Genomic DNA, 23,388 nt, shown 5'->3' with positions numbered 1-23,388 from the left:
GTAATAATTTTATCATCATACAACCCTCATGAAGATAAAGGTTATAGCCGATAAGCGAAAGTAAATTTATGTAAGTAGGTGACGAGATGAATCAAGAAACTTTCGAAAAAAACTATACAATGTCATCGTTGCACAAAGCGATTAAAGTATTAAAAGCATTTACAAAAGAAGAACCTAACCTCTCTTTAACAGAGTTGAGTAAAAAAACAGGTATTAGCATCTCCAGTTTACAACGTTTTGTTTCTACCTTTGTGTATGAAGGATTTCTTCATAAAGATGAGGGAACAAAACGCTACCAATTAGGTCATTCACTGCTCTATTTAGGAAACCTAGTCAAACAAGAGTCCAGTCTAATTATTGTTGCAGAGCCTATTTTAAAAAAGCTCAATGAAGATATGGGTGAAAGTGTCTCGATGAATATTATCGACGGCTTAGAAAGGCGCTGTATAGTAAACTATGATTCTACCTACCCTCTATCAACGAAAATGTATGTAGGTGACACCTCCCCACTTTATGCAGGTGCATCTTCTAAAACATTACTCGCATTTATGCCAAATGTTGAAGATTATGTAGAACATATCACACTTGAACCAATTACAGATAAGACGATTTGTTCCAAAGAACAGCTATTAAACGAATTACAGCAAATTCGCGCGCAACGTTTTGCCATAAGTAATAGTGAGCGGGTGCGCGGCGCCTGTTCTGTATCAGCCCCAATATTAAATGCTTCGCATCAAATTATTGCTTCCGTCACACTCGTTATACCGGAAGTCCGTTACAATGATTACGATGAAAATCATTTAATTGCAACGATTCTAAAAGTCGCTGCAAATATTGAAAAACAACTGTTTTAAAACAAAAAGGAATGGTACAACGAAACCCGTTATACCATTCCTTTTAATCAGTCATTTTGCTTAAAAACTCATGCCAATGATGCATTCGAGGTAAATTCACATACTGGTTGTAAGATTGGTTTTTTAATATCACTTTTGTGTGGATGTCTTGTAGTGTTTCTAATACAGCTGGTTTATCATCTACATAAACATCTAATACAAGTTTTTTAATAATGTTCACTTTCTCCGCGTCTTGCATACCACAATAGAAATGCCCCTCTTCCACAGGAAAACCTTGAGCCTTCATCCATTGTTGCGTTTGCTGACAATATTGCTTCGGACGTGACGTAATATAATAAATTTCATGCCCCTCTTGATGTAATGTTTGTAGCGTTTCAAGGGCCATTTCAAAAATTGGACAATCCGTAAAGTATATTTCCTCTAAAGAACTATTCCACATTGCGGCGCCTTCTGCATCTGTTAAGCCAAAGGGCTCATGAATCTCCACTCTTTCTAAAGCATGAAAGGCTTCCAGTGTGATATCTTTACCTAGTTTTTTATTATAAAGTGAAAAAGCATGTGCCCGTAAATTGATCAATGTGTCATCTATATCAAAACCAAATTTCATCTATGTTTTCTTCCTCTCAAGATGCCCTATCGATGAAGTGAAAGGCAAAAGTCTGTTCTTTTTCAATTTGCTGCGCTAATACTTCTTCAATCGCCTGTGCTCGCATTTGTTGAAAATCTTGCACATTAAATTGACTAATTGTCTCTTTGTTTAGTAAGGATGCAAGACAATCTGCATCTTTTAGCGCGCTATTTAAGCCGAATGCGCCAGTAGGTGTCATGGTATGGACAGCATCACCTAACAGAACAAGTCCTGCTGTACCCCAACAATCGCAATGACTACTAAATACATCGAGTAACACAAAGTCCTGCCATGATTGAATATAGTGTGTAACAATATCATCTAGCTGTGGAAAGGCCTCAATTAGCTTGTGAACAAACGGTGTAAATGGCTGCTTTCTCAGCTGCGCAAAATTTCCTTGTTCAATATTCCAACCAATTTGAATAAAGCCCCCAGTCTGGGAGAATAGCGACAATTGTTTTTCATCAATTAATGCCATTTTAATAGCTGGCTCCCAATCTTGAGGAGCTGGAATTTTCGCCCACAGTAAATCAAAACCATGTTTCTGTTTTTGGCTGGCAATATGGGCTCGCTTTCGAATAGTCGAGTATCGACCATCCGCTCCTATAATAAGCTGACTTTTGATTTCAATTGTTTCATCGTCTTTCCTAGCCACAACACCGATATATCGCCCGGAAGTATCCATCAAAAGTGTTGTCACTTTAGTATGCAAGAAACACTTAAAGTTTTGAAAGTGAACTGTTTGTTGAAGTATTCCCTTAAGCAAATGAGCTTGAGGCACATGAATACCTAAATGCCCTATAATGGCATCTGGAACAATCGTTTTAATGACTTCGCCCTTCGCATAATATTCTAATTTCTCCATTCGTAATAAACCAAGTGCTTCAACCGCTTCAAAAAGAAAATGCTTTTTGAGAACCGCCTCACCTTCTTCGTTTAAATGCTCACCACGAAATGCCTGCCCAAGCGTTGCGTTTTGTTCCAATAGTATGACGGATAGCCCCTTTTTAACTAGCAAATGCGCAAGAAGTGCACCAGCTGGTCCAGCTCCGACAATACAAACATCCGCATGATAATTCACTTTCCTTCACCTTTTTTCGGATAAGCAATAATGCGTAAATCTTGCCCTAACTTATTAAATGAATCAAATTCAACATCCCATGCTTCATCCATCGTTGCTGCATTGTAACCAGCGATTGGTGTTAATGATAGACGACCACCTAAAACTTTAGGCGCTACATAGATGATATATTTATTGATGACAGCACTTTGTAAAAATGAGGCATTAATTGCGCTACCACCCTCCACTAAAATATCTGTAATACCAAGTACATAAAGTTTCTCTAACATATCATCAATATGCAATCCTTCATTATCTCTTCGCACAGGGAGGACCGTAACACCTTTTGCCTCAAAAGTGCTAATTTGCTCTTGTTTGACTTCCTCACTGCAGACAATAATCGTTTGCGTTTCTTCTACATTTAATACATTTGCATGTGCTGGTGTACGAAGATAGCTATCCATAATAATTCGTATAGGATTCTTGCCTTGTCGATTATTTAATCGCGTCGTTAAAGATGGATTATCAGCAATCACTGTTCCAACGCCGACTAATATGGCGTCTACTTCATGACGAATATGGTGCACATCTTCCCGAGCTTCTGCACCCGTTACCCATTTGGAATGCCCTGTATGCGCTGCAATTTTGCCATCCAATGTCATAGCATATTTTGAAATAACGAATGGACGTTTAGTAAGCATATTGTGTATAAAACGTTCGTTTAAACGTCGAGATTGTTCTTCTAGTACACCTACCTCCACCTCAATGCCTGCATCACGTAGCAATTGTATACCTTTGCCCGCTACAGCTGGATTCGGGTCCTGCATCGCTACTACAACTCGACTCACTTCAGATTCTTTAACTAAATTCGCACAAGGTGGCGTTTTACCAAAATGTGAGCAAGGCTCAAGCGTAACATAAAGAGTAGCACCTTTAGCGTGCTCTCCCGCCATACGAAAGGCATGCACTTCCGCATGAGGCTCCCCTGCTTTACGATGCAAACCAGTGCCTACAATAACACCATCTTTTACAATAACAGCACCCACAAGAGGATTCGGGTTCGTATTCCCTCTTGCACTCGCCGCCAAATCTAATGCCAATTGCATATATTTTTCATCTGTCGTCATCTTTACACCCTCCACTTACTTCATGTCACGGATATGACCAGATTTTTCAACTTTTGTATCTAAATAAAAGCGGTTTGTCTCTGTTACCCCACCCCATAACGGGATATGTCCATTTGCTGTTAAACCGTGCATCTGTAAAGCGGCTAGCTTTTTCGGATTGTTCGTAATTAGTGTTACAGGTTTTGAACGAAGAGCCGTTAAAACCGTAATCGCCTCTTCATAAGAGCGCGTATCATCCTGGAAGCCAAGTGCATGATTCGCTTCTACTGTATCTAAACCTTCTTCTTGTAGTAAATACGCAAGCGATTTTGAGAATAATCCGATGCCACGCCCTTCATGGTCTGCTAAATAGAAAATCGCACCGCAACCATGCTCTACAATCATTTTCATCGATTCATGCAACTGGTAGCCACAGTCACAGCGTTGGCTTCCAAAGATATCACCTGTATGACAGATGCTGTGCATACGAATTAAAACATCTTCCTCATTTGCAAAATCCCCATAAACAAGTACAGATGATTGCTGAGAAAATGCTAAATTTGCTGTTGCTAGCCCATCAATTATTTCTTCTTTTGATAGATTACTATCAATTTTTAACCAGTTATACCATTGGAATGTCGCTGAAAATTCACCTTGCTTAACAGGTAATTTCACAGGACCTACAAGACAAATATTTTCAGTTTCTGAATGCTTTACAATTGTCATTTTGTCCTTCACTATATCCACTACTTTAGTAGTAATTGTCATATTTATCGCCAACTTTCTATGTTAAACATTTAGGTTATATTTACCAACTGAACATTTCATTATATTTAACTTACTTAACGTAACTTAGTTTATAATAATAACTTAAAACTGTCAAACAACAGCTCTTTTCTACTAAAATATCATATTTGAATAGAAAGCTGTTAAATGATGCTTAGAACCTATACTAATAGCTTATGGAGATGCTATTTTTTCTGTGCAGGCTAGTCTATAATAAGCGAAGGTAGGTTTGTTATGACGAAAGGAAGTTTAAGCATGAACTTAGAAAAAAATGTTCAAGTAAAGCAACCAAAATACCAGCAAATAGCGGTAGACCTTGCTTCAAAAATTGTAGAAAAAAAATATCAAATTGGCGATAAAATTTATGCAAGATCTTCATTGGCTAGCCAATACAATGTATCGGCTGAAACGGCAAGAAGAGCGATAGCCGTGTTGCAAGATTTAGAAATTGTCGAAGCATCCAAAGGTAGCGGTGTCATTATTAAATCGTATGAAATGGCGGCGCGCTTTGTCCGACAGTTCCAAGATGTTCAATCTGTTCATGAACTACAAAATGAGCTGTTGATCAGTATTCAAAAACAACAACAGGAATTGTTGCATTTACAAGAAAAAACAAAACAACTAATTAGTCGCACTGAACATTTCCGTTCCGTTAATCCTTTTATTCCATATCAAATTGAAATGACAGCTGATAGCCCGTGTATTCATCACACATTGCAAGAATTAAATTTTTGGCAAAATACATCTAGCACGATTGTTGGTATCCGTCGTGGCAATGAATTATTACTTTCACCAGGACCATATGCTTCAATTGAAGAAGGAGATATTATTTACTTTATCGGCAATGATGAAAGCTTAGGCCGCGTGCAGAGCTTTTTATATCCAAATTAAAATCCGCATAAGCGCTGATATAACAGCGTTTATGCGGATTTTTTCTCATTTATCGATTTGACAAAAGTAACAACTCTTTGTTAACGTTAAGTTGTTACTTGTTCATTTTTGGTTTTCATTATCCTCAAATAGTTTCAAATAAAACAATTCGCCCACAGATTTGTTTTTAAAGTAACTACATTCTCCCTCTACTAATTGAGGTTGTATCTCACTGTATATTTGTAAGTGGGATTAGTTTTTGAAAGGAGCGGTTCTATGGAAAAAATAAAAGTAGAACATGTTTCTAAAGTTTTTGGTAAGCATATTCCTCAAGCTTTAGAACTCGTCAAACAACAAAAAAGCAAGACAGATATTTTAAAAGAAACAGGTGCAACGGTTGGTGTTTATGATGCTAGCTTTACCGTCAATGAAGGAGAAATTTTCGTCATTATGGGCTTATCTGGTAGCGGGAAATCAACACTTATTCGACTGTTGAATCGTCTTATCGAACCAACGAGTGGCAATATTTATATTGATGGCGAAAATATTTCTAAAATGGGAAAAGAAAGCTTACGAACCGCTAGAAGAAGCAAAATGAGTATGGTTTTTCAAAACTTCGGTTTATTCCCTCACCGTACACTTCTACAAAATACCGAGTATGGTCTTGAAATACGAGGTATCTCTAAAGAAGAGCGCAAAGCTAAAGCAGAACAAGCTTTAGCAAACGCAGGCTTACTTGCCTATAAAGATCAATATCCAAACCAACTATCTGGCGGGATGCAACAACGTGTTGGCTTAGCACGCGCACTCGCAAACGATCCAGAAATTTTATTAATGGATGAAGCATTTTCTGCTCTCGATCCTTTGATTCGGAAAGAAATGCAGGATGAATTACTCGATTTACAACGAACATTGAAAAAAACAATTTTATTTATTACTCATGATTTAAATGAGGCACTACGCATTGGTGACCGTATAGCCATAATGAAGGACGGTTCTATTATTCAAATTGGGACTGGTGAAGAAATTTTAACGAATCCAGCAAATGAATATGTAAAAACATTTGTTGAAGATGTCGATCGCTCTAAAGTATTAACAGCTGAAAACGTAATGGTTCGACCAGTATATGTCAACGTTGACCTTGATGGACCTACAGTTGCACTGAAAAGAATGCGTCAAGAAGCTGTTAGTTTACTAATTGCTGTTGACAAAAACAGACATTTGAAAGGATTTATTACTGCTGATGATGCACTAGCGGCTGCTAAAAAACAGGAACAAACAGTACATTCGATTGTTCAATCCGAAATGTTAACCGTTCCTCCAGATATGCTTTTACAGGATATTTTAGGCATGATTCATAACTCCCCTACTCCTATTGCAGTTGTGAAAGACGAACGTTTACTTGGTGTTCTTATCCGTGGCGTGGTTATCGAAGCACTTTCAACATGCACTGAGGAGGACGTAACACATGAATAATTTTTTAGACAATATTCCAACCTTACCACTTGCCCCATGGGTAGAATCAGCCATGGACTGGTTGACGAGTAATTTTTCAGCATTCTTCGATGTGATACAAAAATACGGAAAACTACTCATGAACCAGGTCACGGATTTATTAATTAGCATTCCCGCTATTATTCTTATTTTACTTGTCGTTATTTTAGCATTTTTCGCTGTAGGCAAAAAATTGGGGCTTGCAAGCTTTACACTAATAGGTCTGTTATTTATTTACAATCAAGGTTTATGGGATCACTTGATGGAAACGACAACACTCGTATTATTCTCTAGTATCATTTCTATCATCATCGGTATCCCACTTGGTATTTTAATGTCCAAGTCAAGCGTTGCTGAAAATATTATTAAACCAATTCTTGACTTTATGCAAACGATGCCTGGCTTCGTATATTTAATCCCCGCAGTTGCCTTTTTCGGCATTGGCATTGTACCTGGTGTATTTGCATCCGTTATTTTTGCATTGCCCCCTACTGTACGTATGACAAATTTAGGAATTAGACAAGTACCAAAAGAATTAGTAGAAGCTGCTGATTCATACGGCAGTACCGCAGCACAAAAATTATTTAAAGTAGAAATTCCACTTGCCAAATCAACCATTATGGCCGGTATTAACCAAACGGTTATGTTATCTCTATCAATGGTTGTTATCGCGTCGATGATTGGGGCACCAGGACTTGGTCGTGAAGTATTAACAGCATTGCAACGTACACAAGTCGGTAATGGATTTGTTGCTGGTTTAGGACTCGTGATTTTCGCGATTATTATCGATCGCTTAACTCAAAGCTTTAATCGAAAAAAAGAGCTGTAATAGCGCATTTTAGCATTATATCAGCAAGTTACAATCGCATTATGTCACTAAAATGCTAAATACGTAGAGAAGAAAGGAAGATTTGAATGAAACTAAAAACATTATCAAAATTAGGGATGGCTCTAGGGCTAAGCTTTTTACTAGCCGCTTGTAACGAAGGTGATACCACTAAAAAAGAAGATGCAAAAGATGTTAATTTAGCCTACGTTGAATGGGATACTGAAATCGCTTCGACAAACGTTGTCGGTCAAGTTTTAGAAGATTTAGGGTATGATGTTACTTTAACTCCGCTTGATAACGCTATTATGTGGGAAGCTGTTTCTAAAGGGGAAGCAGATGGCATGGTCGCTGCATGGTTGCCACATACACATGGATCACAATATGAAAAATATAAAAGTGACTTAGATGAACTTGGCGAAAACTTAGCAGGTGCGAAAATTGGTTTAGTCGTACCAAGTTACATGGATGCTAATTCTATTGAAGATTTAACAAATGAAGCAGACCATACAATTACAGGCATCGAGCCAGGTGCTGGAATTACGGCAGCAACTGAAAAAGCGTTAGAAGAATATGATAATCTTTCTGATTGGAACTTCTTAACTTCATCTTCAGGAGCGATGACAACAGCACTGTCGAAAGCAATTAAAAATAAAGAAGAAATTATCGTTACAGGTTGGTCTCCTCACTGGAAATTTGCCAAATATGATCTGAAGTATTTAGAAGATCCAAAAGGTGTTTATGGCGGAGAAGAAACGATTAATACATTTGTTCGCAAAGGTTTAAAAGAAGACCACCCCGATGTTTATACTGTTTTAGATAACTTCCACTGGACATCAGAAGATTTAGAATCTGTTATGCTAAATATTTTAAATGGCGATGACCCAAAAGATGCAGCAAAACAATGGATTAAAGATAACCCAGAAAAAGTTGCTGAATGGACGAAAGATATAAAAAAATAACGAAAAAGAACGCTGCATACAGTCCTTTAAGGGCTAAAAAACCCACCTTACTCTCTGCTGGCACATTCCAGCAAGAGTCTAGGTGGATTTTTACTTTACAATGAAATTGTTTAAAATTGTTTGGGTGACTGGCACTGCTTAAGATAACAATTTTAAACAAATCGCAGCTCCTAAAACGAGCACAATACAGACGATTCTTCGCCAATCTTTCGATTCATTAAAGAACAACATGCCTAGTATAGCTCCCCCTGCTGCCCCAATTCCCGTCCAAATGGCATAGGTTGTTCCCATCGGCAAGGTTTCCATGGCATAGGCAAGGCCTAAAAAACTAACCGTAAATACGGCAATTAATAAGACTAGGTTTTTTATATTTTTCACTTCATTGTACTTACTAATCATAAAAACACCCATCATTTCACAAAGTCCAGCGATGACTAATGCTACCCACGCCATTATCCCTTCACCTCTTTCTCTTTTGGCTCACCCGTCACAAGCTTCAAGCCTACAACACCTGCGAGTAAAACGACAATACACAAAATTTTTGCTAGTTTCCACGGCTCTCCAAACAGCAGACTATCAGCACATACCGTACCTGCCGTCCCCAAACCTACAAACACTGCATAAACCGTGCCAACAGGTAAACGCTCTCCAGCCTTAATTAATAAATAGAAACTAATAAAAATAGCAATTGCTGTTCCTAGCCATTCTAGTGTACTATTAGCATGCTTTAAGCCAATAACCCAGCCAACTTCAAAAAAAGCCGCTACAAAGACACTAATCCATTGTTTGTTCATTTTAAATCCCTCCATTTTCGACAAATAAAAAAAAGCCTACAGAAACACTGTTTTTCAACAGTATCTCCCAGGCTTTTATCCTTCCGTGTCACAAAATATATTTTGTGGTTTTCTCTCGGACCAGACTAGCTAGCGCTACGGAACCCTAGAAAACTATCATATCGAATTGTTACCATCATTATAGCCAATAAGCTAATCATTTTCAACTGGCACATAACCAACCTTTTCAACTAATGCCTGTCCTTCAGGCGACACAATCCAATCAATAAACTTTTTAACATTTGGATTATCCGTCCCAGCAGTTACTGCGTAAAATTCGGATATTAGTGGATATGTACCATTACGAATATTTTCCTTTGTCGGCTCAATACCATCAATGGATAATAATTGTATTTCATTATTCCCAACCATTTCTGTCGAGTAATATCTAAACGTATAACCAATTGCATTTTTATAATTGCGATATTGAGAAACTTCATGGATTATGCCACCCATGCCAGTTGCTACATTTTCTGCAGGTGCTTCCATTATAGGTGTATCGCCCATAATTTTTTCTAACGTCGTCTGACTACCACTATCAGCTGGTCGTTGGAATGCGCGAATAGAGTCATTATCGCCACCAACTTCGTGCCAATTTGTAATTTGACCTGCATAAATTTGCTTCAGCTGTTCAAGTGAAAGATTTTCAACGCGGTTTTTATGATGCACAAAAAAAACAAAAGCCTCACGCCCAATCGGGGTCATAGCAAATGTCAGCCCATTTATTTCCGCGACTTTTACTTGTGAATCTGATGGGGCTGCTGCAAAAATCACATCTACATCACCAGCAATTAAATTTTGATAAGCTTCAGGCGTTCGACTTACTTTCACCTCGCTATCATAGTATGGATAGCTTTTGTTCGGATAGGTCGCCTCTACAAAGGCCGCATATAACGGGTACATCGCCGTTGCTCCATCTATACGAGGAAGTGGCTCTTCCAAGTGTAAGGACGCGTCTTGACTATTTTTCACAACCTTATTGTGTACTGTAAAAGGTTCATAGGCAGATACATCGATTTCAGCATCAACAGTAGCCATATTCATTTTATAATAGTACTGAGTCGGTGCTACAGAAGCAATAAGCAGAGCTACACCAATAATCGTGGAGAACAATGTTTTGCGCTTTTTTGTCGTAAACCAGTCAAAAATCATACACGTAATAAATAAAAAGAGGCTAATTGATAACACAAAAAGAAGATTTAAAAAATGGATATCTCCATTTAGTACTAAAGTCAAAGCAATTATTCCTGTGAAAAATAACAAAACTATAAACACTAGTATCGATTGTATAACCCTCATTGCCGTTACCTCCTTATTCTTAAAAGTGTAAATTTACACTATTATTATTTACCTTATAAGATTTCCTTTTAAAACGCAACCATTAGTTATGAAAATATTGGTAACAGACCATAAAAATTGAAGCATATAAAAAAGGATGGGACATAACTAAAAAAATTTAAGGAACAGAACAAAGGTGTTCATAAATTTTTGCTATATGGAAAACTAGCACACTTAGCTATTCTTGCTTTTGCAATAAATAAAAAATTAGAAGGGTTCGCTAGTTGTTGGTAGCGGAGGCGGTGACTCCTGCTCAGAACGCACACATCGTAAGACGCTGGCATTTTGCGCGTTAGCGAAGGTTTTCGGCTTACGTGTGTGCCCTCGGAAAGCACCGCCGAAGCGGACAATAATGGCGCAGCAAAAAAGTGTTAGATTGACTGCCATCAATCTAACACTTTTTCTCTTTTGTCCCAGCCTCTAATCGTTACTATAGCAACTGTACTGCCTATCCAATATAAACCCCATCACATGTGTCAGGTGCTGGTTCATAAAAACAATGGTTTTTAAACTGTCCTGCAAATGGTTGACCGTACCATGTTGGTGGGCACGGCGCGTACGGATTAAAGTACCAGAGTGCATATTTCCCTGGGTGCTCTCGCCAATAATCTAAATTTTGTTTAGCTAATCTTTTCTCCGTTTCTCTTGCTCTTTGATAGAACATATTTCCTTTTTGAACTGCTTCAAATGAATAATTTCCGCCTTGGACTTGATAAATAACATCTTCAATTGATCTTAAATCTTTAAAGTCTAAACAATTGGAAACTAGCCGATTGACAATCACATTGCCAACATACAACATCCCTTGTTTCCCTTCACCTACAGCTTCTGCTCTCATCATCCTCGCCATTAAGTCAATGTCTGCATCACGATATTTTACTCTTGGCAATTCATTCACCCCAAAGTTAGTGTATGACTACAAAACGATAAATGTGTCATATGAAGACGAAGAAAAATACTTTTAACACGGACCATTAGCATCGTGTCTAATTTTAAAGTAAACGTTATAGGGCCGCGGATTTATAAAACCCAATTTAGTCCCTAAATTAATTGAAGCTTGATTATCAATATCACAGTCCCAACGAGGTTGAATATGAGCGGCTAGGCAATCATCGATAAATTGTTCCGCAACGATACTTGCTAATCCTTTTCCTCTATAATGGGAATCTGTCACAATATCTATTTCAGCAAATTTTGTAGATTTAAAAATTGATACGCTTGCGCTAATAATTTGCTCATTATCCTTGACACAAAATCCTATTCCATTTTGGATAAAATTATCCGTTGAATCCCAATATGTATCGTAATATTTGTGGTCAAACTCCAAACAATGTTGGATATCCGCCTGCCCAATTTTAGCTACGTCATATTCGCTTTTATCACTGTTTTTTCTTTTTTTATACGTCTGTGCGTCAAATGAAAAAGCATAACGCTGGACTTTGCCTACCTGCTGCTTCAGATATTTTTCAATTTCACGATCCCACGCTGCACTAGGTGAAAATAATGTAAAGCGCTTTCCTTGCTCTACAGATGCATCAAAAATTTTTACGAGGTGCTGAAGGAATCGTTCATCTAATACCTGTCCAGCAACATAATTTAATCCTGAATCCGTTGCGATTAGCAATGTCTTGTAATCAACAGCATCTGCATAAACCGTTCCTTTAATCATCGAATCCAATATGCTAAATACAAACGTTGGTGCTTCATTAAGTTTCGTTTTAATCAACTGAAAATGGTCTTTTGATACTATAATCATATGACTATACCTCTTTATTTTATCTTCTTTTCGAGTCCTAAAGTAAATAAGACATATTTGTTCCGTTATTTTACGTGACTACCCATTATTTTAGCAATTTTTCCAAAATAACTAAATTCCGTTCCAAAAACACAGCATTTTTCTCAAGTCCACGGCGTTTACACCATCCGATACTATTGAAAGCATCTGTAAATCGATAAAAAGGCAATACCACATCTAAATCGCTTAATGGCCTAATACTGTTGTATCCTTCTTGATAAGCTTGAAATAATGTAATATCCCGACTTAAAAAATCTCGATATAGCTTTGTAAAATCTATTTCGGTGGAACCAAATCGGACAGATTCAAAATCGATTGTACCTAATACTTTATTAGCATCCACAATAATATTCGCTGGCCGAAAATCCATATGTATCAAACTTGGTCCATCAGGTGATGGGAGCTGTTGTTTCATTTTTTCAAAATGAGCCATGGCTTGATTGTATAAACAAACATCTACCACATCTTTAACATCTTCTGCAAAACTATAAAACTGGCGTTCCACAAAATTAGACCAACTAGCAAACTCATTATCAATGCCGATTAATTTGTGCAAAACAGGAGGTTGGACGGAATGGATGGATGCGTGCAAGACCCCTACTTGATAAGCTACTGTTGGTGGAGCTTCAAATGTTAACGGTTTACCTTTTAATTCGGATAATAAAAATGCTCCTGTACAGGCTTCATCACCAGCCCAACAATCCAGCATGTCTGGTATAGCTACCCTTCCTTTTAATAGCTCATACGCTTCTAACTCTCGTTGATATTTTAATTTTGAAAAAGGTATCTTCACTAAAACATTTTCCTTATTACGTAGTGCACATTTAACAACTGTTGAACTATTGGAATCTTCCACCTCACTGACTAATACAGCATCTAATCCAAAATGTTTAAGAACACGATCTACCATCTATATGAACCTCCATTTTATAAATTTCATTGTTGAATCGTTCATCACTTGCATAAATGAAAATTTTTACCATTTTCTATTATCTAGAATATTTGATGATTATGCAAATGCCTTAAAGATGAGAACATAAACTGCAATATTCCTACAAAAAAAACATTGCGTAGAATAGTTTTAAGTTAAAGGAATTTCTTTATTTCCATATTGCATTTCAACTAAAAATGTCTTGATTATTTTTAACGTACGTAAACAAACAATTGTATGCTCCTACAGTACAAAGAGCCTAACGTTATATCTATTGTTATAATAAAAAAATTTATTTAGGTAGTTAATGTTTTCTTAATCATCTTATTGACGAATTAATAACTATTCTATAAAATTAATTTCGTGGCAAAAATTACCTAATAAAAGACCTGACTCAGCCATTAGTATTACATTCTTAAAAAGATTTTTTTTCAAGAAAAGAGGAAACCTTAGTGAAAAGCATCAAACATAAATTATTAGGCGTATTTTTAATTATCATCCTATTAATTACAGCTTTATGCGTATATAACTTCAAGTCCGTTGTGAAATTCAATCATGATACCGACGCTATAATAAAAGAAGATTTACCATTGTTAATCGCTGATGAAGAATTAGCCTTTAATATTGCCCAACGAATCGCGTTAGCACGTGGATACATATTGTATAATGACCCTTCCTATAAAGAGGCATTTCTTCAATATACGGAGGAAAGTAAAGCATTACAAAATCAAGTCCTTCAAGAAACAAATTCTGAAGAAGCAAAGCAACTTATTGATAAAAGTATAGAATGGCGTAAAACAATTACTGAAGAAGTGTTTGTAGCGTTTGATAAAGGGAATAAGGAACAAGCACTTGCCATTATGGCCAACAAAGTGCAGCCCCTAGGTAGGGACTTGATGTCTGGTTTTAAAGACATTGCTGATAAAAGAAAAGACATCATTCTTAACGAAGGTAATGATGTAATGGATACAGGAACAAGCATTAAAAAAGCCAGTTTAATGATGTCTATTATTATCATTATGGTTGCCATTATTTTAGCAATAGTAACAGCGAGAATTATTTCAACGCCAATTAAAAAGGTTGTTGACCGTATGTTACAAATTGCGGATGGAAACTTACAATCTACCAATCTTGTCACGAAGGCAAAAGACGAAACAGCCCAATTAATTGAAGCTACGAATACAATGAATAGTAATTTGAAAAATGTTATTACCAATATTATTAACGCAAGTGACAATGTAAAAGAGCAAAGTAAAGGGCTTTCCGCTTCTGCAAATGAAGTGAAGGAAGGTAGCTTACAAATTGCGATCACTATGGAGGCATTAGCTTCAGGTTCTCAAGAACAAGCGCAAAACTGTGCCAATCTCGGTGAAACACTTTCCGACTTTATAGAAAAAATTAAATTATCAAATGAAGAAGGGATACAAGTAAGAACCCTTACTGAAAAAGTAAAAACAGCTACAATCAGTGGCAATAAACTGATGTCAATATCCGAGAGCAATATGCATAATATAGAAGATTTAGTGGAAGATTCCGTTACGAAGGTGAAAGAATTAGATCAAAAAACTGCCAAAATTAATGACATCATCTCTGTTATTACGAGTATTTCAGAACAAACCAATTTATTAGCGCTAAATGCCGCAATCGAAGCTGCAAGAGCAGGTGAACATGGAAAAGGCTTTGCTGTAGTTGCAGACGAAGTAAGAAAGCTTGCTGAAGAAGTAAAATTTAGTGTTAATGACATTACAAGTATTGTTAACGATGTGCAGCTAGAATCTGCCGAAGTTGCATCATCATTAGAATTCGGCTATAAAACGATCCAAAACGGAACATCCCAAATAAAAGAAACCGCAAAAACGTTTAATTTAATTGCGGAGCTGATTGAAAACATGTCAACAAAAGTTGGTTTTATTTCGAATGAACTTGAAAGTTTTGTAGATAAAGGACAAATACTTAACATGTCAGTTACTTCAATCGCAAGCGTGTCAGAAGAATCTGCTGCTGGTGTAGAAGAAACAACTGCTTCGACTGAAGAAATAGCCACTCTAATGGAACAAATATTAGCCAGCGCTCAAATGCTAGCTGACCAATCTGAACAATTAAACAACATCACCAAAAAATTTACAGTCTAATGAGGATAAGATGTGTACTGAAGTCATTACAGTACACATCTTTTTTTATTTTAGTATGAACGTATGGCAATTCTCATGGTTTTTGTGGCGATTTCTTATGACTTAGTGGCGATTCCCCCATTTTAGTGGCGTTTCGCAGTTTCATTATTGACCCCAAGGCTGCTCACCATATCTTTTAAGCGCCACAACTTCACCGTCATTATTTTTCAATCGATTATAAACATACTTAATTTTGTATTCGTTGTATTTTTCTAATTCCAGTTTTTCATAATAGCTCTTCGATAAAGACAACTCGCGATTATCTATGAGTAAATAGTGCTCACCATTTCTTTCAATAATACTTTGCTCATCAAGTTTATAGATACTTTCGATTTGTACATCATTCATAGTATAAAAACCCGCTATAATCAGTCCACCAAAGATGACTAACAAAAAGATAGCGAAGATTTTACTTCTGCTCATGTGTATCCACCTCCCATTAACTTTTGTATTTAACATCTATACGTTTCTCCATATTACAAAGGTAAGGAATATCATTATACATCGCTTCAAAAGTATCTTATTTTCTTAACTTCGTTACTTGCACTCTAAATGTTTTATTTTTTTCTGGAATCTTTTCGAAGATTTCTAATGGTATAATAAGTAAAATATAATTTTTTATGAAACAGGAGGAACTTTTCATGTCATTATCCGATATAAATATTTGCGTTTGGAAGCCACTTTCAACATCACCGCCACCACCGTATACTCCGAATAAGCTTATATACAAAACAGATTAAGAATCTGCGAGATATAAGCTGTTTCGCAGATTCGAAGGAGTATACAATGAAATCAAACATTCAGTTTATTTTATCCATGGTCATTTTCGGTACAATTGGTTTAGTAGTACGAAATATTGACCTATCTTCGAGCGAAAGAGCTTTGCTAAGCAGTTTTATTGGATGCTTGTTTTTAACAATCGTCTTTTTTATTTTGAAGAAAACAATAGCATGGCAGTTGGTAAAAGCGAATGCTGTCATTTTGGTGTTTTCTAGTATTGCCTTGGGGGGAAATTGGATTTTCCTTTACCAATCCTACGACTATACGACAATTGCCAATGCAACACTTGGCTATTATTTTGCGCCCGTGTTTGTCATGCTTCTTTCTCCATACGTTCTGAAAGAACCATTGTCTTGGAAAAAAATTGTTTGCGTTCTGGTTGCGATTACCGGTTTAGTATGTATTGTCGGTGAAGGTCTAAGTGCATCAAAAACTGATGATCTTCTTGGACTTTTTTATGGATTAATTGCCGCCGCTTTTTACGCTATATTATTGTTATTAAATAAATTCATTCACGATATAGAAAAACTGGAACTGACGATTATTCAGCTTGGAACTACCGCTGTACTTCTCTTGCCTTACGTTTTGTTAACGTCCGGTTTTGATATCGTAAAAGTATCTGGTTCATCCATTCCTTTTATTTTAATTTTAGGGATTTTTAATACGGGGATTGGATTTTGGCTATTCTTCTCGGGTATGGAGAAATTAAAGGGGCAAAGTATTGCCATGCTCAGCTATGTTGATCCCTTTGTAGCCATCTTGATTTCCGCTTTTATTCTACAAGAGCACATGACAATGCTTCAAATACTTGGGGGTATATTACTACTAGCCTCAACTTTTGTTAGTGAAATAAAAACGAAATCACTGAAATTTATAAAACACTAAATGAAGGAAGACACAGTGGGAAGTATTGATTTCCCACTGTTTTGATGGAAATAACTTGATTGAAACTACCACGTTAAATCATGTAAAAAAGCAAGTATATCCTGGTTTATGTCATGCAGATCTAACCCTAATGTCATCAAATGTTTAGAGTTTGGATACCCTTTTATTATTTTATGCTGCGACACAACGTTGTGAAAAATAACTTCGGCACTTTCTTTATACAACGGATCATCCAATGCACCATACATTATTCGAATAGGTTCTGTAATCAATGCCAACTTATCCATTGTTACATCAATTAACTGTTGAAATTCCACCAATGTATGATTAGGCAAATTTTGTAGAAGGGCCATTTCCATATTTATTTGGTTCTCGTTTTTTCCTTCGAGTCGTTTGTATTCCTTTGCATAATAAAAGGCGCGCTTTTGAAGAAATAAAGCTTCCCTATGTCTTGGTACAGACATTGTCACAACACCATTTACCTCTAATTCTTGAGCAATTTTTAAGGCAAACACGCCACCAAGAGAAAGGCCGATTACCGCTATTTTTTCATACCCTTCATCCTTCAACAACTGGTAAGCTTGTCGTACATCCTCCCACCAATCACTCGGTCCAAACGTCAGCAATTCTTCTGCTGGTAAACCATGTCCTTTGTACAAAGGTGCATAACAAGTATAATTGTGCTGTTGCAAATACTTTCCTAGCTTTTTCATATCCATCGTATTGCTTGTAAAAGAATGTAATAATAAAACCGCTTGCTTTCCACCTTTATAGAAAAAAGGCTTAGGTGGTACAATGTTCATCATAATAATTGAATCCCTCGCTAAAATATACTTTGACGTTCACATAAAATATACCATCCAAAATAGTCGCAAATTACCACGAACTCAGCTTCTTAGAACTGCGGAAAAATTATCAAATGCATGTAATACATCATCACATAATGGATGACCAAATTCTTGTTCTTTTAAAGGTAATATCCCTTCCTTTTCAAGTTGCTGTAGATAGCTTAAAAATGCGCAAGAAATAGCTTCCATATAAACCTTTAGCTTAAATTGATATGTATCTGTACGTTGTGGATAATGGCCTACATGTTCAATAAAAAGATTTTGACCATCACTTGAAAATAAATAATAATCAGCATTCCCGTGACAATCTAGCTGTGCCTCGCTGATTTCACCTTTATAAAGTGCCGATAACGTTATAAAAAAATGCGGAATTGCTACAAAGCCTATACCTGATTGAAAACGAAATAGCTGCATATCATCAGAAACGTCGAATTGTATATCTCCACCGCTCAGTCGAATATCGATACAACATTTATAATTACCATTCATAAATCCTACCTCCAAAAAAGAAAAGGACCAAAGAATGGCCCTATTCCTTATTCAACTACTCTATCAAACTTGTTACTCTACTATCTTGATTACTGCCATTTCCTTACCGAATCTATCCCCTTCATCCATAAATCCTAAACTTGTATATAAATGATGGGCTTCTAAATTTTCTGGATGGTAACCTACAATTATTTTCTTTGCATTCGGTAATTTAGCCATCTCTGAAAGCATTAACGTAGTTGCAACTTTTCCAATACCCTTACCTTGGAAGGTCTTATCGACCATTATTCGATATATCCAATAGCCATCAAGTTCTTCTTGAACGGAATTGTACATTAAAAAGCCAACCACTTTTTCATTATCATAAATAGCATATGGCTTTAAAGTCGGCTCAAACTTTGATTGGGCAATTGAGATTGCATTGGATTCCATGAATTTTTTTTGCTCTGGTGATACTTCTAATTCACAACAGTCATACCAGTTTTCTGCATTTAATTCGACAATTTGGACATTTTGTTCCATCTTCATTTTCCCCTTTCATTTTTCGGGGAAACGCTAAATAACTTTGTTAGTAAGGCGTTATCCCCTTGTAACCATTCACATTCAATCTCGTATTTTCCATACTGAACGCCTCCTTTAACAATTGCTGTTCTTCACACTTTTTAATTATACCTTTTTTCCACTAAAAACCTTTTATATCAAATTTCCATTCCTAGTCAGCTCGAACATTAGTAAACATCAATTTCAATGGAATCCCACAATTCCTTGATTAATTGACCATCCAGTTTAATCTTTCGAAGTAAATCTTCAGCGTCTTCGCCAATTATTTCACTCGCTGAATCATAGAATTTCCAAAACATAAACTGACCAGTTCCACTACCTATATAGTAATTTTCTTTTTTATAAATGAAATGAATTTCTCTCCCCATCGTTAGATCATGCTGCAAATCTGTATAATTGTAATCTTTCATAAATCTTCATTCTTTAAATGTTTGGCATTTATAAAAAAGGCTGTGCCAATTAAAAATAATCCTAGACAAATGAACATAGCTATCCCCGAATATTGATCTTGCAATATAGTTGTGCTTATTAACATAACGACCATCATTAGTACAAGTGCTCCATATAAGCCTTTAATATACTTCATTAGTTATTCCTCCTTATCCAACATATGGATTGCTAAAGTTTCTTGCGAGTTTGAGAAAAGATAAAGAATACGACAAATAAAAACGCTAAAATCCCCAAACCTTTAAAGATATAGTGTATATAGCTTTTTTTGTAAGTATAGGGGCCTTCTCGGAAGGCTTTAATATACTGATTGTCTCCCACTTGGACGGCAATTGTAGCATCCGTATTAATACCAACAATTGAATAATATTTCGTCCCTTTTGGATATACATTTGAAAAGTTCCCTCCATATTGTTCCATATCGGAATACTTCGTGACTTCTCCAATTTCTTTATCAATATTATTTACATTTTCATCGCTCATCACATAAATATAATTGTTCCAAACCACGAAAGGATATGCCCAACTTGTTGCGTTTGCTTTGCATGGAAAAATGGCTATAACTAGCATACTTACAATAACTACAAAAGAAATAATTCTTCTATAACTCAAGTGCTCCACTTCCTCACTCAAACGTTTGCCTAATTTGACGTTGCCAACAGAAAGAAAGTTACAAAATATTCCACATTAAAACTTATTGTGCACCCTAGTTAAGAACTGACTGCCTTGGCAACTCCATAGAACACCATTGTTATGTACCATTTATTGCGCTATTGATAATGTTTAATATAATTTCCCTTTTCAAAAATTTCTTTCGCACTTAGAGCAATCCATTCCTTTGGCGTTATATTTGGGTGTAAATCAAGATAGGATTTAACCATTTTATAGCCTTCACTGTAACCATAATTTATAGGAAGCTCATTTCCCCCAAAAAGAATTTCTGATGACCTATTTATGTCTTCACTATCGAGATCTCCTGCAATTTTCGACCAATTTTCTTTATTATATGTTAAAGATAAATCAAATAAGGGTAAATGAATATCAGGATACACTAGATTTGCGAACATAACCGCCTTCCCTTCAAATGTTAGATTATCCAGTACAGTAATAGCTTTATCTCCACTTAGGTACTTCTCAGCCCAAATACTATGGTGATATTCATGTGCTATTCCTATTCTTAAATAGTCATCCGTAAAACTTTCATGGAATTGGACCAATATTTTATTTGCCCCTACGGTTAGCAAACTTGTATTTTCATTTGTAGAAGGGAGGACACATATCGTTGTTACCTTCTGAGAAGGAATAAGATTTGAAGATTTAAAAAGTGCTTCACTTATAATCTTTTCTGTAGCTTTACTGTCAATTTTTTCGTTTATTTTTTCAATTTCTTCAAAGCGATCAGGGGCAGCATTTAGAACTTGATCAGCCATATAAAGATATTCTGCATTGGCAAAACAATCACTATAGATTGGATTAATAACCTCTTCTTTATAAATTTCCAATTTTGATTGCTCTGGGTTACCTTCAACTTTATCTTTATAGTTGTCATAAAGTTTATAGGCATTGACGATTTTAAACTTTTGCTTAGTTTCGGGATGTTCGAATGTGGTAATGATACTTTCAATATTTTGTTTTATATAGGACTTTTCTGTTTGTGTACACGATGCAAGCAGTAAAATGATGTTTATTAGAATAAATGCAGTAAATATTCCCCTAAATTTCTTCAATAACATTTCACCCTTTTTAGAAATTAGATAACAAATAAATTTTACCATATTTTACATTTATATTTTAGTTTCTTAATCAATCTATTATTATACGGCTATCAGCAATTACATAGTGCTACACCATTCCTATCTTTAAATTCTGAAAATTATGTTAAAATAGATAAAGAACACAGCAAGGAGGGTTTTAAATGGCAATTGAAAAAGTACGTGAGCATTTTGCACAGTGGAATTTACAACACAAAATACAGGAACTAAGTGAAAGCTCAGCAACCGTTGAAATGGCTGCAAAAGCACTTGGCTGTGAACCAGAGCGTATCGCTAAAACACTATCATTTCTTGTAAATGATGGGGCGATTTTAATTGTAGCAGCGGGTGATGCCAAAATTGACAATGCTAAATATAAAGCGATTTTTGGCACGAAGGCTAAAATGCTTGCCAAGGAAGAAGTCAATGCACGTATTGGACATGATATCGGGGGTGTTTGCCCATTCGGTATTCATGATGGAGTTGCCGTTTACTTAGATGAATCGCTTAAACGTTTTGCAACGGTATTTCCTGCCTGTGGCAGTAGCAATTCCGCTATTGAACTTAGCATTCACGAACTAGAAGCATATACACCTTATCAACAATGGATTGATGTCTGTAAAGGTTGGAACGATTAATAAACTAAAATGGAAAGTAAAAATCCACTGAGCCTCCTGCATAGACAGAAAGCAAAGTGGGTTTTACCTTATTTATAGCCTATAGCTAACCAATGGGAATCCCATTCGGTAATTTGATTGCCTACGCGACAAGACAAACCACACGCGCGATTATCAGCGATAAAAGAGCCGATGAGCCATTTCTTAGAATGGAAGCCATCCGTCTGTTGAATATTGATGGAAGGCATTTCAACGTACTGCTGGTAAATAAACAAATTATCATCATAATGTGTGTAGGCAGATGCATTTGTTTTAGAGCCGTCTCCGGCATAAATTTCTACTGTATTGCCTTCACGAGAATAGACAGGTTTTTTCACAAAAGGCACTCCATCTGCTACAAATGGCTCTGCGGACAAATAAGTTGGTAACATGTACTTATTAATTGCAGACCGCTCCTCCGCATTAAATAATAGTGGATCATTTTTCCGCTCCCAAATTAGCCATAATAAAATTTTGGACTGAAGAACATAGGCCGCTGGCGCATTAATAATGGCAAGCTTACGATCTTTTACAAGTTCTAGTAATTGCAGACCAATTCTTTCACCATCAGATGCTATATCGTCAATTAAAAACTCCACTGGATGTGCGGGGCGATATAAAATATCGATTTTTTCCATAGAAGGTGTATAAAGCCCTCTCTTTACGCTAGGCGTATCTTTAGAAAAAATAATTAGCTTTTGGATAGGTACATATTCAATATCAAATGGGACACAAGTTTTTAAAAAATTCACCTGGCAATATTCCTCAAAATCCTCTTCAGCCGTTTTTCCTGTTATAACTATTTTAGGTTTTTTAACATCATGTAAATAATGCATTGCGGCAAAAAGTGCACCAGATAGCGTTTTTTGCAATGCTGCTACATCATTAGGATTTTCTAGTTGGAAATGCTGACAGAGCTGTTCATTCATTTCAAACGTTTCTTGGACAAGAAATGGTGTTTCTCCATTCAGTTCTAGACATTTTATATCGCCTTCCTCCGTACAAATAAAATCAAAACGAGCAAGGATGGACTGTTGCTGTAAATAATCCAATTCGATATAAGGCATCATTTCCGACCGAATGCCAAGGGCAAAAAGCTGTTCGTCTGTTAAATGCTTAAATTGTTTTCCAACTTTTAAAAAGATTTGCCAAAGCATCTTCGTGGCGTAATAAATCTCGTCTATCTTCTCTTTTTGCAGTTCCATCACATCGTATAAAGCATATTCTAGATCTTCAAAATCAGAAAAGAAATTAGGAAATTGCGAATAGAATTTTAGCCGTTGCTTACTATATGTAGCGTGTTCCATCGTGCTTCCT

Annotated in this window: 27 protein-coding genes and 1 riboswitch; of the genes, 8 read left to right on the top strand and 19 right to left on the bottom strand. The window is 36.2% G+C overall.

Going from position 1 to position 23,388, the window contains the following annotated elements; translation table 11 throughout:
- Positions 1-86: 86 nt before the first annotated feature.
- Positions 87-854: an IclR family transcriptional regulator gene (locus I5435_RS06820; protein ID WP_024361419.1), complete on the top strand. Its 768-nt coding sequence runs from the start codon at positions 87-89 to the stop codon at positions 852-854.
- A 43-nt stretch (positions 855-897) separates the two neighbouring features.
- On the opposite strand, the gene I5435_RS06815 is transcribed toward I5435_RS06820, so the two are convergent.
- From I5435_RS06815 to I5435_RS06800, 4 genes are read right to left on the bottom strand one after another with little or no spacing between them, the layout of a single operon-like run.
- On the bottom strand, positions 898-1,461 hold the full coding sequence (locus tag I5435_RS06815; RefSeq protein ID WP_337983481.1) for a 5' nucleotidase, NT5C type: 564 nt from the start codon (positions 1,459-1,461) through the stop codon (positions 898-900).
- A gap of 16 nt (positions 1,462-1,477) precedes the next feature.
- Positions 1,478-2,563, bottom strand: a complete 1,086-nt coding sequence (locus tag I5435_RS06810) for an FAD-dependent monooxygenase (RefSeq protein WP_024361421.1) — start codon at positions 2,561-2,563, stop codon at positions 1,478-1,480.
- The gene (gene ribD, locus I5435_RS06805) at positions 2,560-3,669 is read right to left on the bottom strand and encodes a bifunctional diaminohydroxyphosphoribosylaminopyrimidine deaminase/5-amino-6-(5-phosphoribosylamino)uracil reductase RibD (protein WP_337983480.1); all 1,110 of its coding nucleotides are present in this window, start codon (positions 3,667-3,669) and stop codon (positions 2,560-2,562) included. Before ribD ends, I5435_RS06810 begins: the two co-directional genes overlap by 4 nt.
- A gap of 15 nt (positions 3,670-3,684) precedes the next feature.
- A complete protein-coding gene (locus I5435_RS06800; protein WP_024361423.1) occupies positions 3,685-4,416 on the bottom strand; it encodes a GTP cyclohydrolase II in 732 nt (243 codons plus the stop codon).
- A 273-nt stretch (positions 4,417-4,689) separates the two neighbouring features.
- Here I5435_RS06800 and I5435_RS06795 point away from each other — a divergent pair, with 273 nt between their 5' ends.
- The 4 genes from I5435_RS06795 to I5435_RS06780 all read left to right on the top strand — a co-directional run bounded on the left by I5435_RS06795 (position 4,690) and on the right by I5435_RS06780 (position 8,586).
- Positions 4,690-5,325: a TrkA C-terminal domain-containing protein gene (locus tag I5435_RS06795; protein ID WP_069512026.1), complete on the top strand. Its 636-nt coding sequence runs from the start codon at positions 4,690-4,692 to the stop codon at positions 5,323-5,325.
- A gap of 255 nt (positions 5,326-5,580) precedes the next feature.
- Entirely contained in the window at positions 5,581-6,780 is a 1,200-nt protein-coding gene (locus I5435_RS06790; RefSeq protein ID WP_024361425.1) for a quaternary amine ABC transporter ATP-binding protein, read from the top strand.
- Positions 6,773-7,627, top strand: a complete 855-nt coding sequence (locus I5435_RS06785) for an ABC transporter permease (RefSeq protein ID WP_024361426.1) — start codon at positions 6,773-6,775, stop codon at positions 7,625-7,627. The genes I5435_RS06790 and I5435_RS06785 overlap by 8 nt, the downstream gene beginning before the upstream one ends.
- A gap of 86 nt (positions 7,628-7,713) precedes the next feature.
- Entirely contained in the window at positions 7,714-8,586 is an 873-nt protein-coding gene (locus I5435_RS06780; RefSeq protein WP_024361427.1) for a glycine betaine ABC transporter substrate-binding protein, read from the top strand.
- A 138-nt stretch (positions 8,587-8,724) separates the two neighbouring features.
- Here I5435_RS06780 and I5435_RS06775 read toward each other — a convergent pair whose 3' ends face one another.
- The 6 genes from I5435_RS06775 to I5435_RS06750 form a co-directional block, all read right to left on the bottom strand.
- Positions 8,725-9,039 (bottom strand): DMT family transporter, encoded by a 315-nt coding sequence (locus tag I5435_RS06775; RefSeq protein WP_024361428.1) that lies wholly within the window; start codon positions 9,037-9,039, stop codon positions 8,725-8,727.
- Complete coding sequence (locus tag I5435_RS06770) at positions 9,039-9,380, bottom strand: DMT family transporter (RefSeq protein WP_025218951.1); 342 nt, start codon at positions 9,378-9,380, stop codon at positions 9,039-9,041. Before I5435_RS06770 ends, I5435_RS06775 begins: the two co-directional genes overlap by 1 nt.
- A gap of 62 nt (positions 9,381-9,442) precedes the next feature.
- Positions 9,443-9,540: riboswitch (guanidine-I (ykkC/yxkD leader) on the bottom strand.
- Positions 9,541-9,572: 32 nt separating this feature from the next.
- Entirely contained in the window at positions 9,573-10,718 is a 1,146-nt protein-coding gene (locus tag I5435_RS06765) for a PstS family phosphate ABC transporter substrate-binding protein (RefSeq protein ID WP_337983479.1), read from the bottom strand.
- Positions 10,719-11,205: 487 nt separating this feature from the next.
- Complete coding sequence (locus I5435_RS06760) at positions 11,206-11,646, bottom strand: cell wall hydrolase (protein ID WP_024361431.1); 441 nt, start codon at positions 11,644-11,646, stop codon at positions 11,206-11,208.
- A gap of 72 nt (positions 11,647-11,718) precedes the next feature.
- Positions 11,719-12,513: a GNAT family N-acetyltransferase gene (locus tag I5435_RS06755; protein WP_025218949.1), complete on the bottom strand. Its 795-nt coding sequence runs from the start codon at positions 12,511-12,513 to the stop codon at positions 11,719-11,721.
- Between the two features lie 85 nt (positions 12,514-12,598).
- On the bottom strand, positions 12,599-13,462 hold the full coding sequence (locus I5435_RS06750; protein WP_337983478.1) for a phosphotransferase family protein: 864 nt from the start codon (positions 13,460-13,462) through the stop codon (positions 12,599-12,601).
- A 473-nt stretch (positions 13,463-13,935) separates the two neighbouring features.
- Here I5435_RS06750 and I5435_RS06745 point away from each other — a divergent pair, with 473 nt between their 5' ends.
- A complete protein-coding gene (locus I5435_RS06745; RefSeq protein WP_025218947.1) occupies positions 13,936-15,615 on the top strand; it encodes a methyl-accepting chemotaxis protein in 1,680 nt (559 codons plus the stop codon).
- Positions 15,616-15,759: 144 nt separating this feature from the next.
- On the opposite strand, the gene I5435_RS06740 is transcribed toward I5435_RS06745, so the two are convergent.
- Complete coding sequence (locus I5435_RS06740; protein ID WP_108029632.1) at positions 15,760-16,077, bottom strand: hypothetical protein; 318 nt, start codon at positions 16,075-16,077, stop codon at positions 15,760-15,762.
- Positions 16,078-16,440: 363 nt separating this feature from the next.
- Between I5435_RS06740 and I5435_RS06735 the strand changes: the two genes are divergently transcribed.
- The gene (locus I5435_RS06735) at positions 16,441-17,319 is read left to right on the top strand and encodes a DMT family transporter (protein WP_024361436.1); all 879 of its coding nucleotides are present in this window, start codon (positions 16,441-16,443) and stop codon (positions 17,317-17,319) included.
- 65 nt (positions 17,320-17,384) lie between these two features.
- On the opposite strand, the gene I5435_RS06730 is transcribed toward I5435_RS06735, so the two are convergent.
- From I5435_RS06730 to I5435_RS06700, 7 genes are all read right to left on the bottom strand, one after another.
- Positions 17,385-18,125, bottom strand: coding sequence for an alpha/beta hydrolase (locus tag I5435_RS06730; RefSeq protein WP_337983477.1), 741 nt, complete (start codon positions 18,123-18,125; stop codon positions 17,385-17,387).
- An 81-nt stretch (positions 18,126-18,206) separates the two neighbouring features.
- Positions 18,207-18,656 carry a hypothetical protein gene (locus tag I5435_RS06725; protein WP_025218943.1) on the bottom strand — a complete coding sequence of 150 codons (450 nt, stop codon included), beginning with the start codon at positions 18,654-18,656 and terminating at the stop codon, positions 18,207-18,209.
- 72 nt (positions 18,657-18,728) lie between these two features.
- Positions 18,729-19,178, bottom strand: coding sequence for a GNAT family N-acetyltransferase (locus I5435_RS06720; RefSeq protein ID WP_025218942.1), 450 nt, complete (start codon positions 19,176-19,178; stop codon positions 18,729-18,731).
- A gap of 206 nt (positions 19,179-19,384) precedes the next feature.
- Positions 19,385-19,627, bottom strand: a complete 243-nt coding sequence (locus I5435_RS06715) for a hypothetical protein (RefSeq protein ID WP_337983476.1) — start codon at positions 19,625-19,627, stop codon at positions 19,385-19,387.
- On the bottom strand, positions 19,624-19,803 hold the full coding sequence (locus I5435_RS06710; RefSeq protein WP_024361441.1) for a hypothetical protein: 180 nt from the start codon (positions 19,801-19,803) through the stop codon (positions 19,624-19,626). The genes I5435_RS06715 and I5435_RS06710 overlap by 4 nt, the downstream gene beginning before the upstream one ends.
- A gap of 32 nt (positions 19,804-19,835) precedes the next feature.
- On the bottom strand, positions 19,836-20,276 hold the full coding sequence (locus I5435_RS06705; RefSeq protein ID WP_337983475.1) for a hypothetical protein: 441 nt from the start codon (positions 20,274-20,276) through the stop codon (positions 19,836-19,838).
- Between the two features lie 158 nt (positions 20,277-20,434).
- Positions 20,435-21,391, bottom strand: coding sequence for a DUF2268 domain-containing putative Zn-dependent protease (locus I5435_RS06700; protein WP_443136938.1), 957 nt, complete (start codon positions 21,389-21,391; stop codon positions 20,435-20,437).
- A 188-nt stretch (positions 21,392-21,579) separates the two neighbouring features.
- Between I5435_RS06700 and I5435_RS06695 the strand changes: the two genes are divergently transcribed.
- Complete coding sequence (locus I5435_RS06695) at positions 21,580-22,053, top strand: YbaK/EbsC family protein (RefSeq protein WP_108029629.1); 474 nt, start codon at positions 21,580-21,582, stop codon at positions 22,051-22,053.
- 68 nt (positions 22,054-22,121) lie between these two features.
- Here the strand turns inward: I5435_RS06695 and I5435_RS06690 are convergent, their stop codons facing one another.
- Positions 22,122-23,378 (bottom strand): glutathionylspermidine synthase family protein, encoded by a 1,257-nt coding sequence (locus I5435_RS06690; protein ID WP_337983473.1) that lies wholly within the window; start codon positions 23,376-23,378, stop codon positions 22,122-22,124.
- Between the last annotated feature and the right edge of the window lie 10 nt (positions 23,379-23,388).

Source organism: Lysinibacillus sp. C5.1 (assembly GCF_016350185.1).
Taxonomy (GTDB): domain Bacteria; phylum Bacillota; class Bacilli; order Bacillales_A; family Planococcaceae; genus Lysinibacillus; species Lysinibacillus sphaericus.
This window is presented reverse-complemented; position numbering and strand designations above follow the sequence as displayed.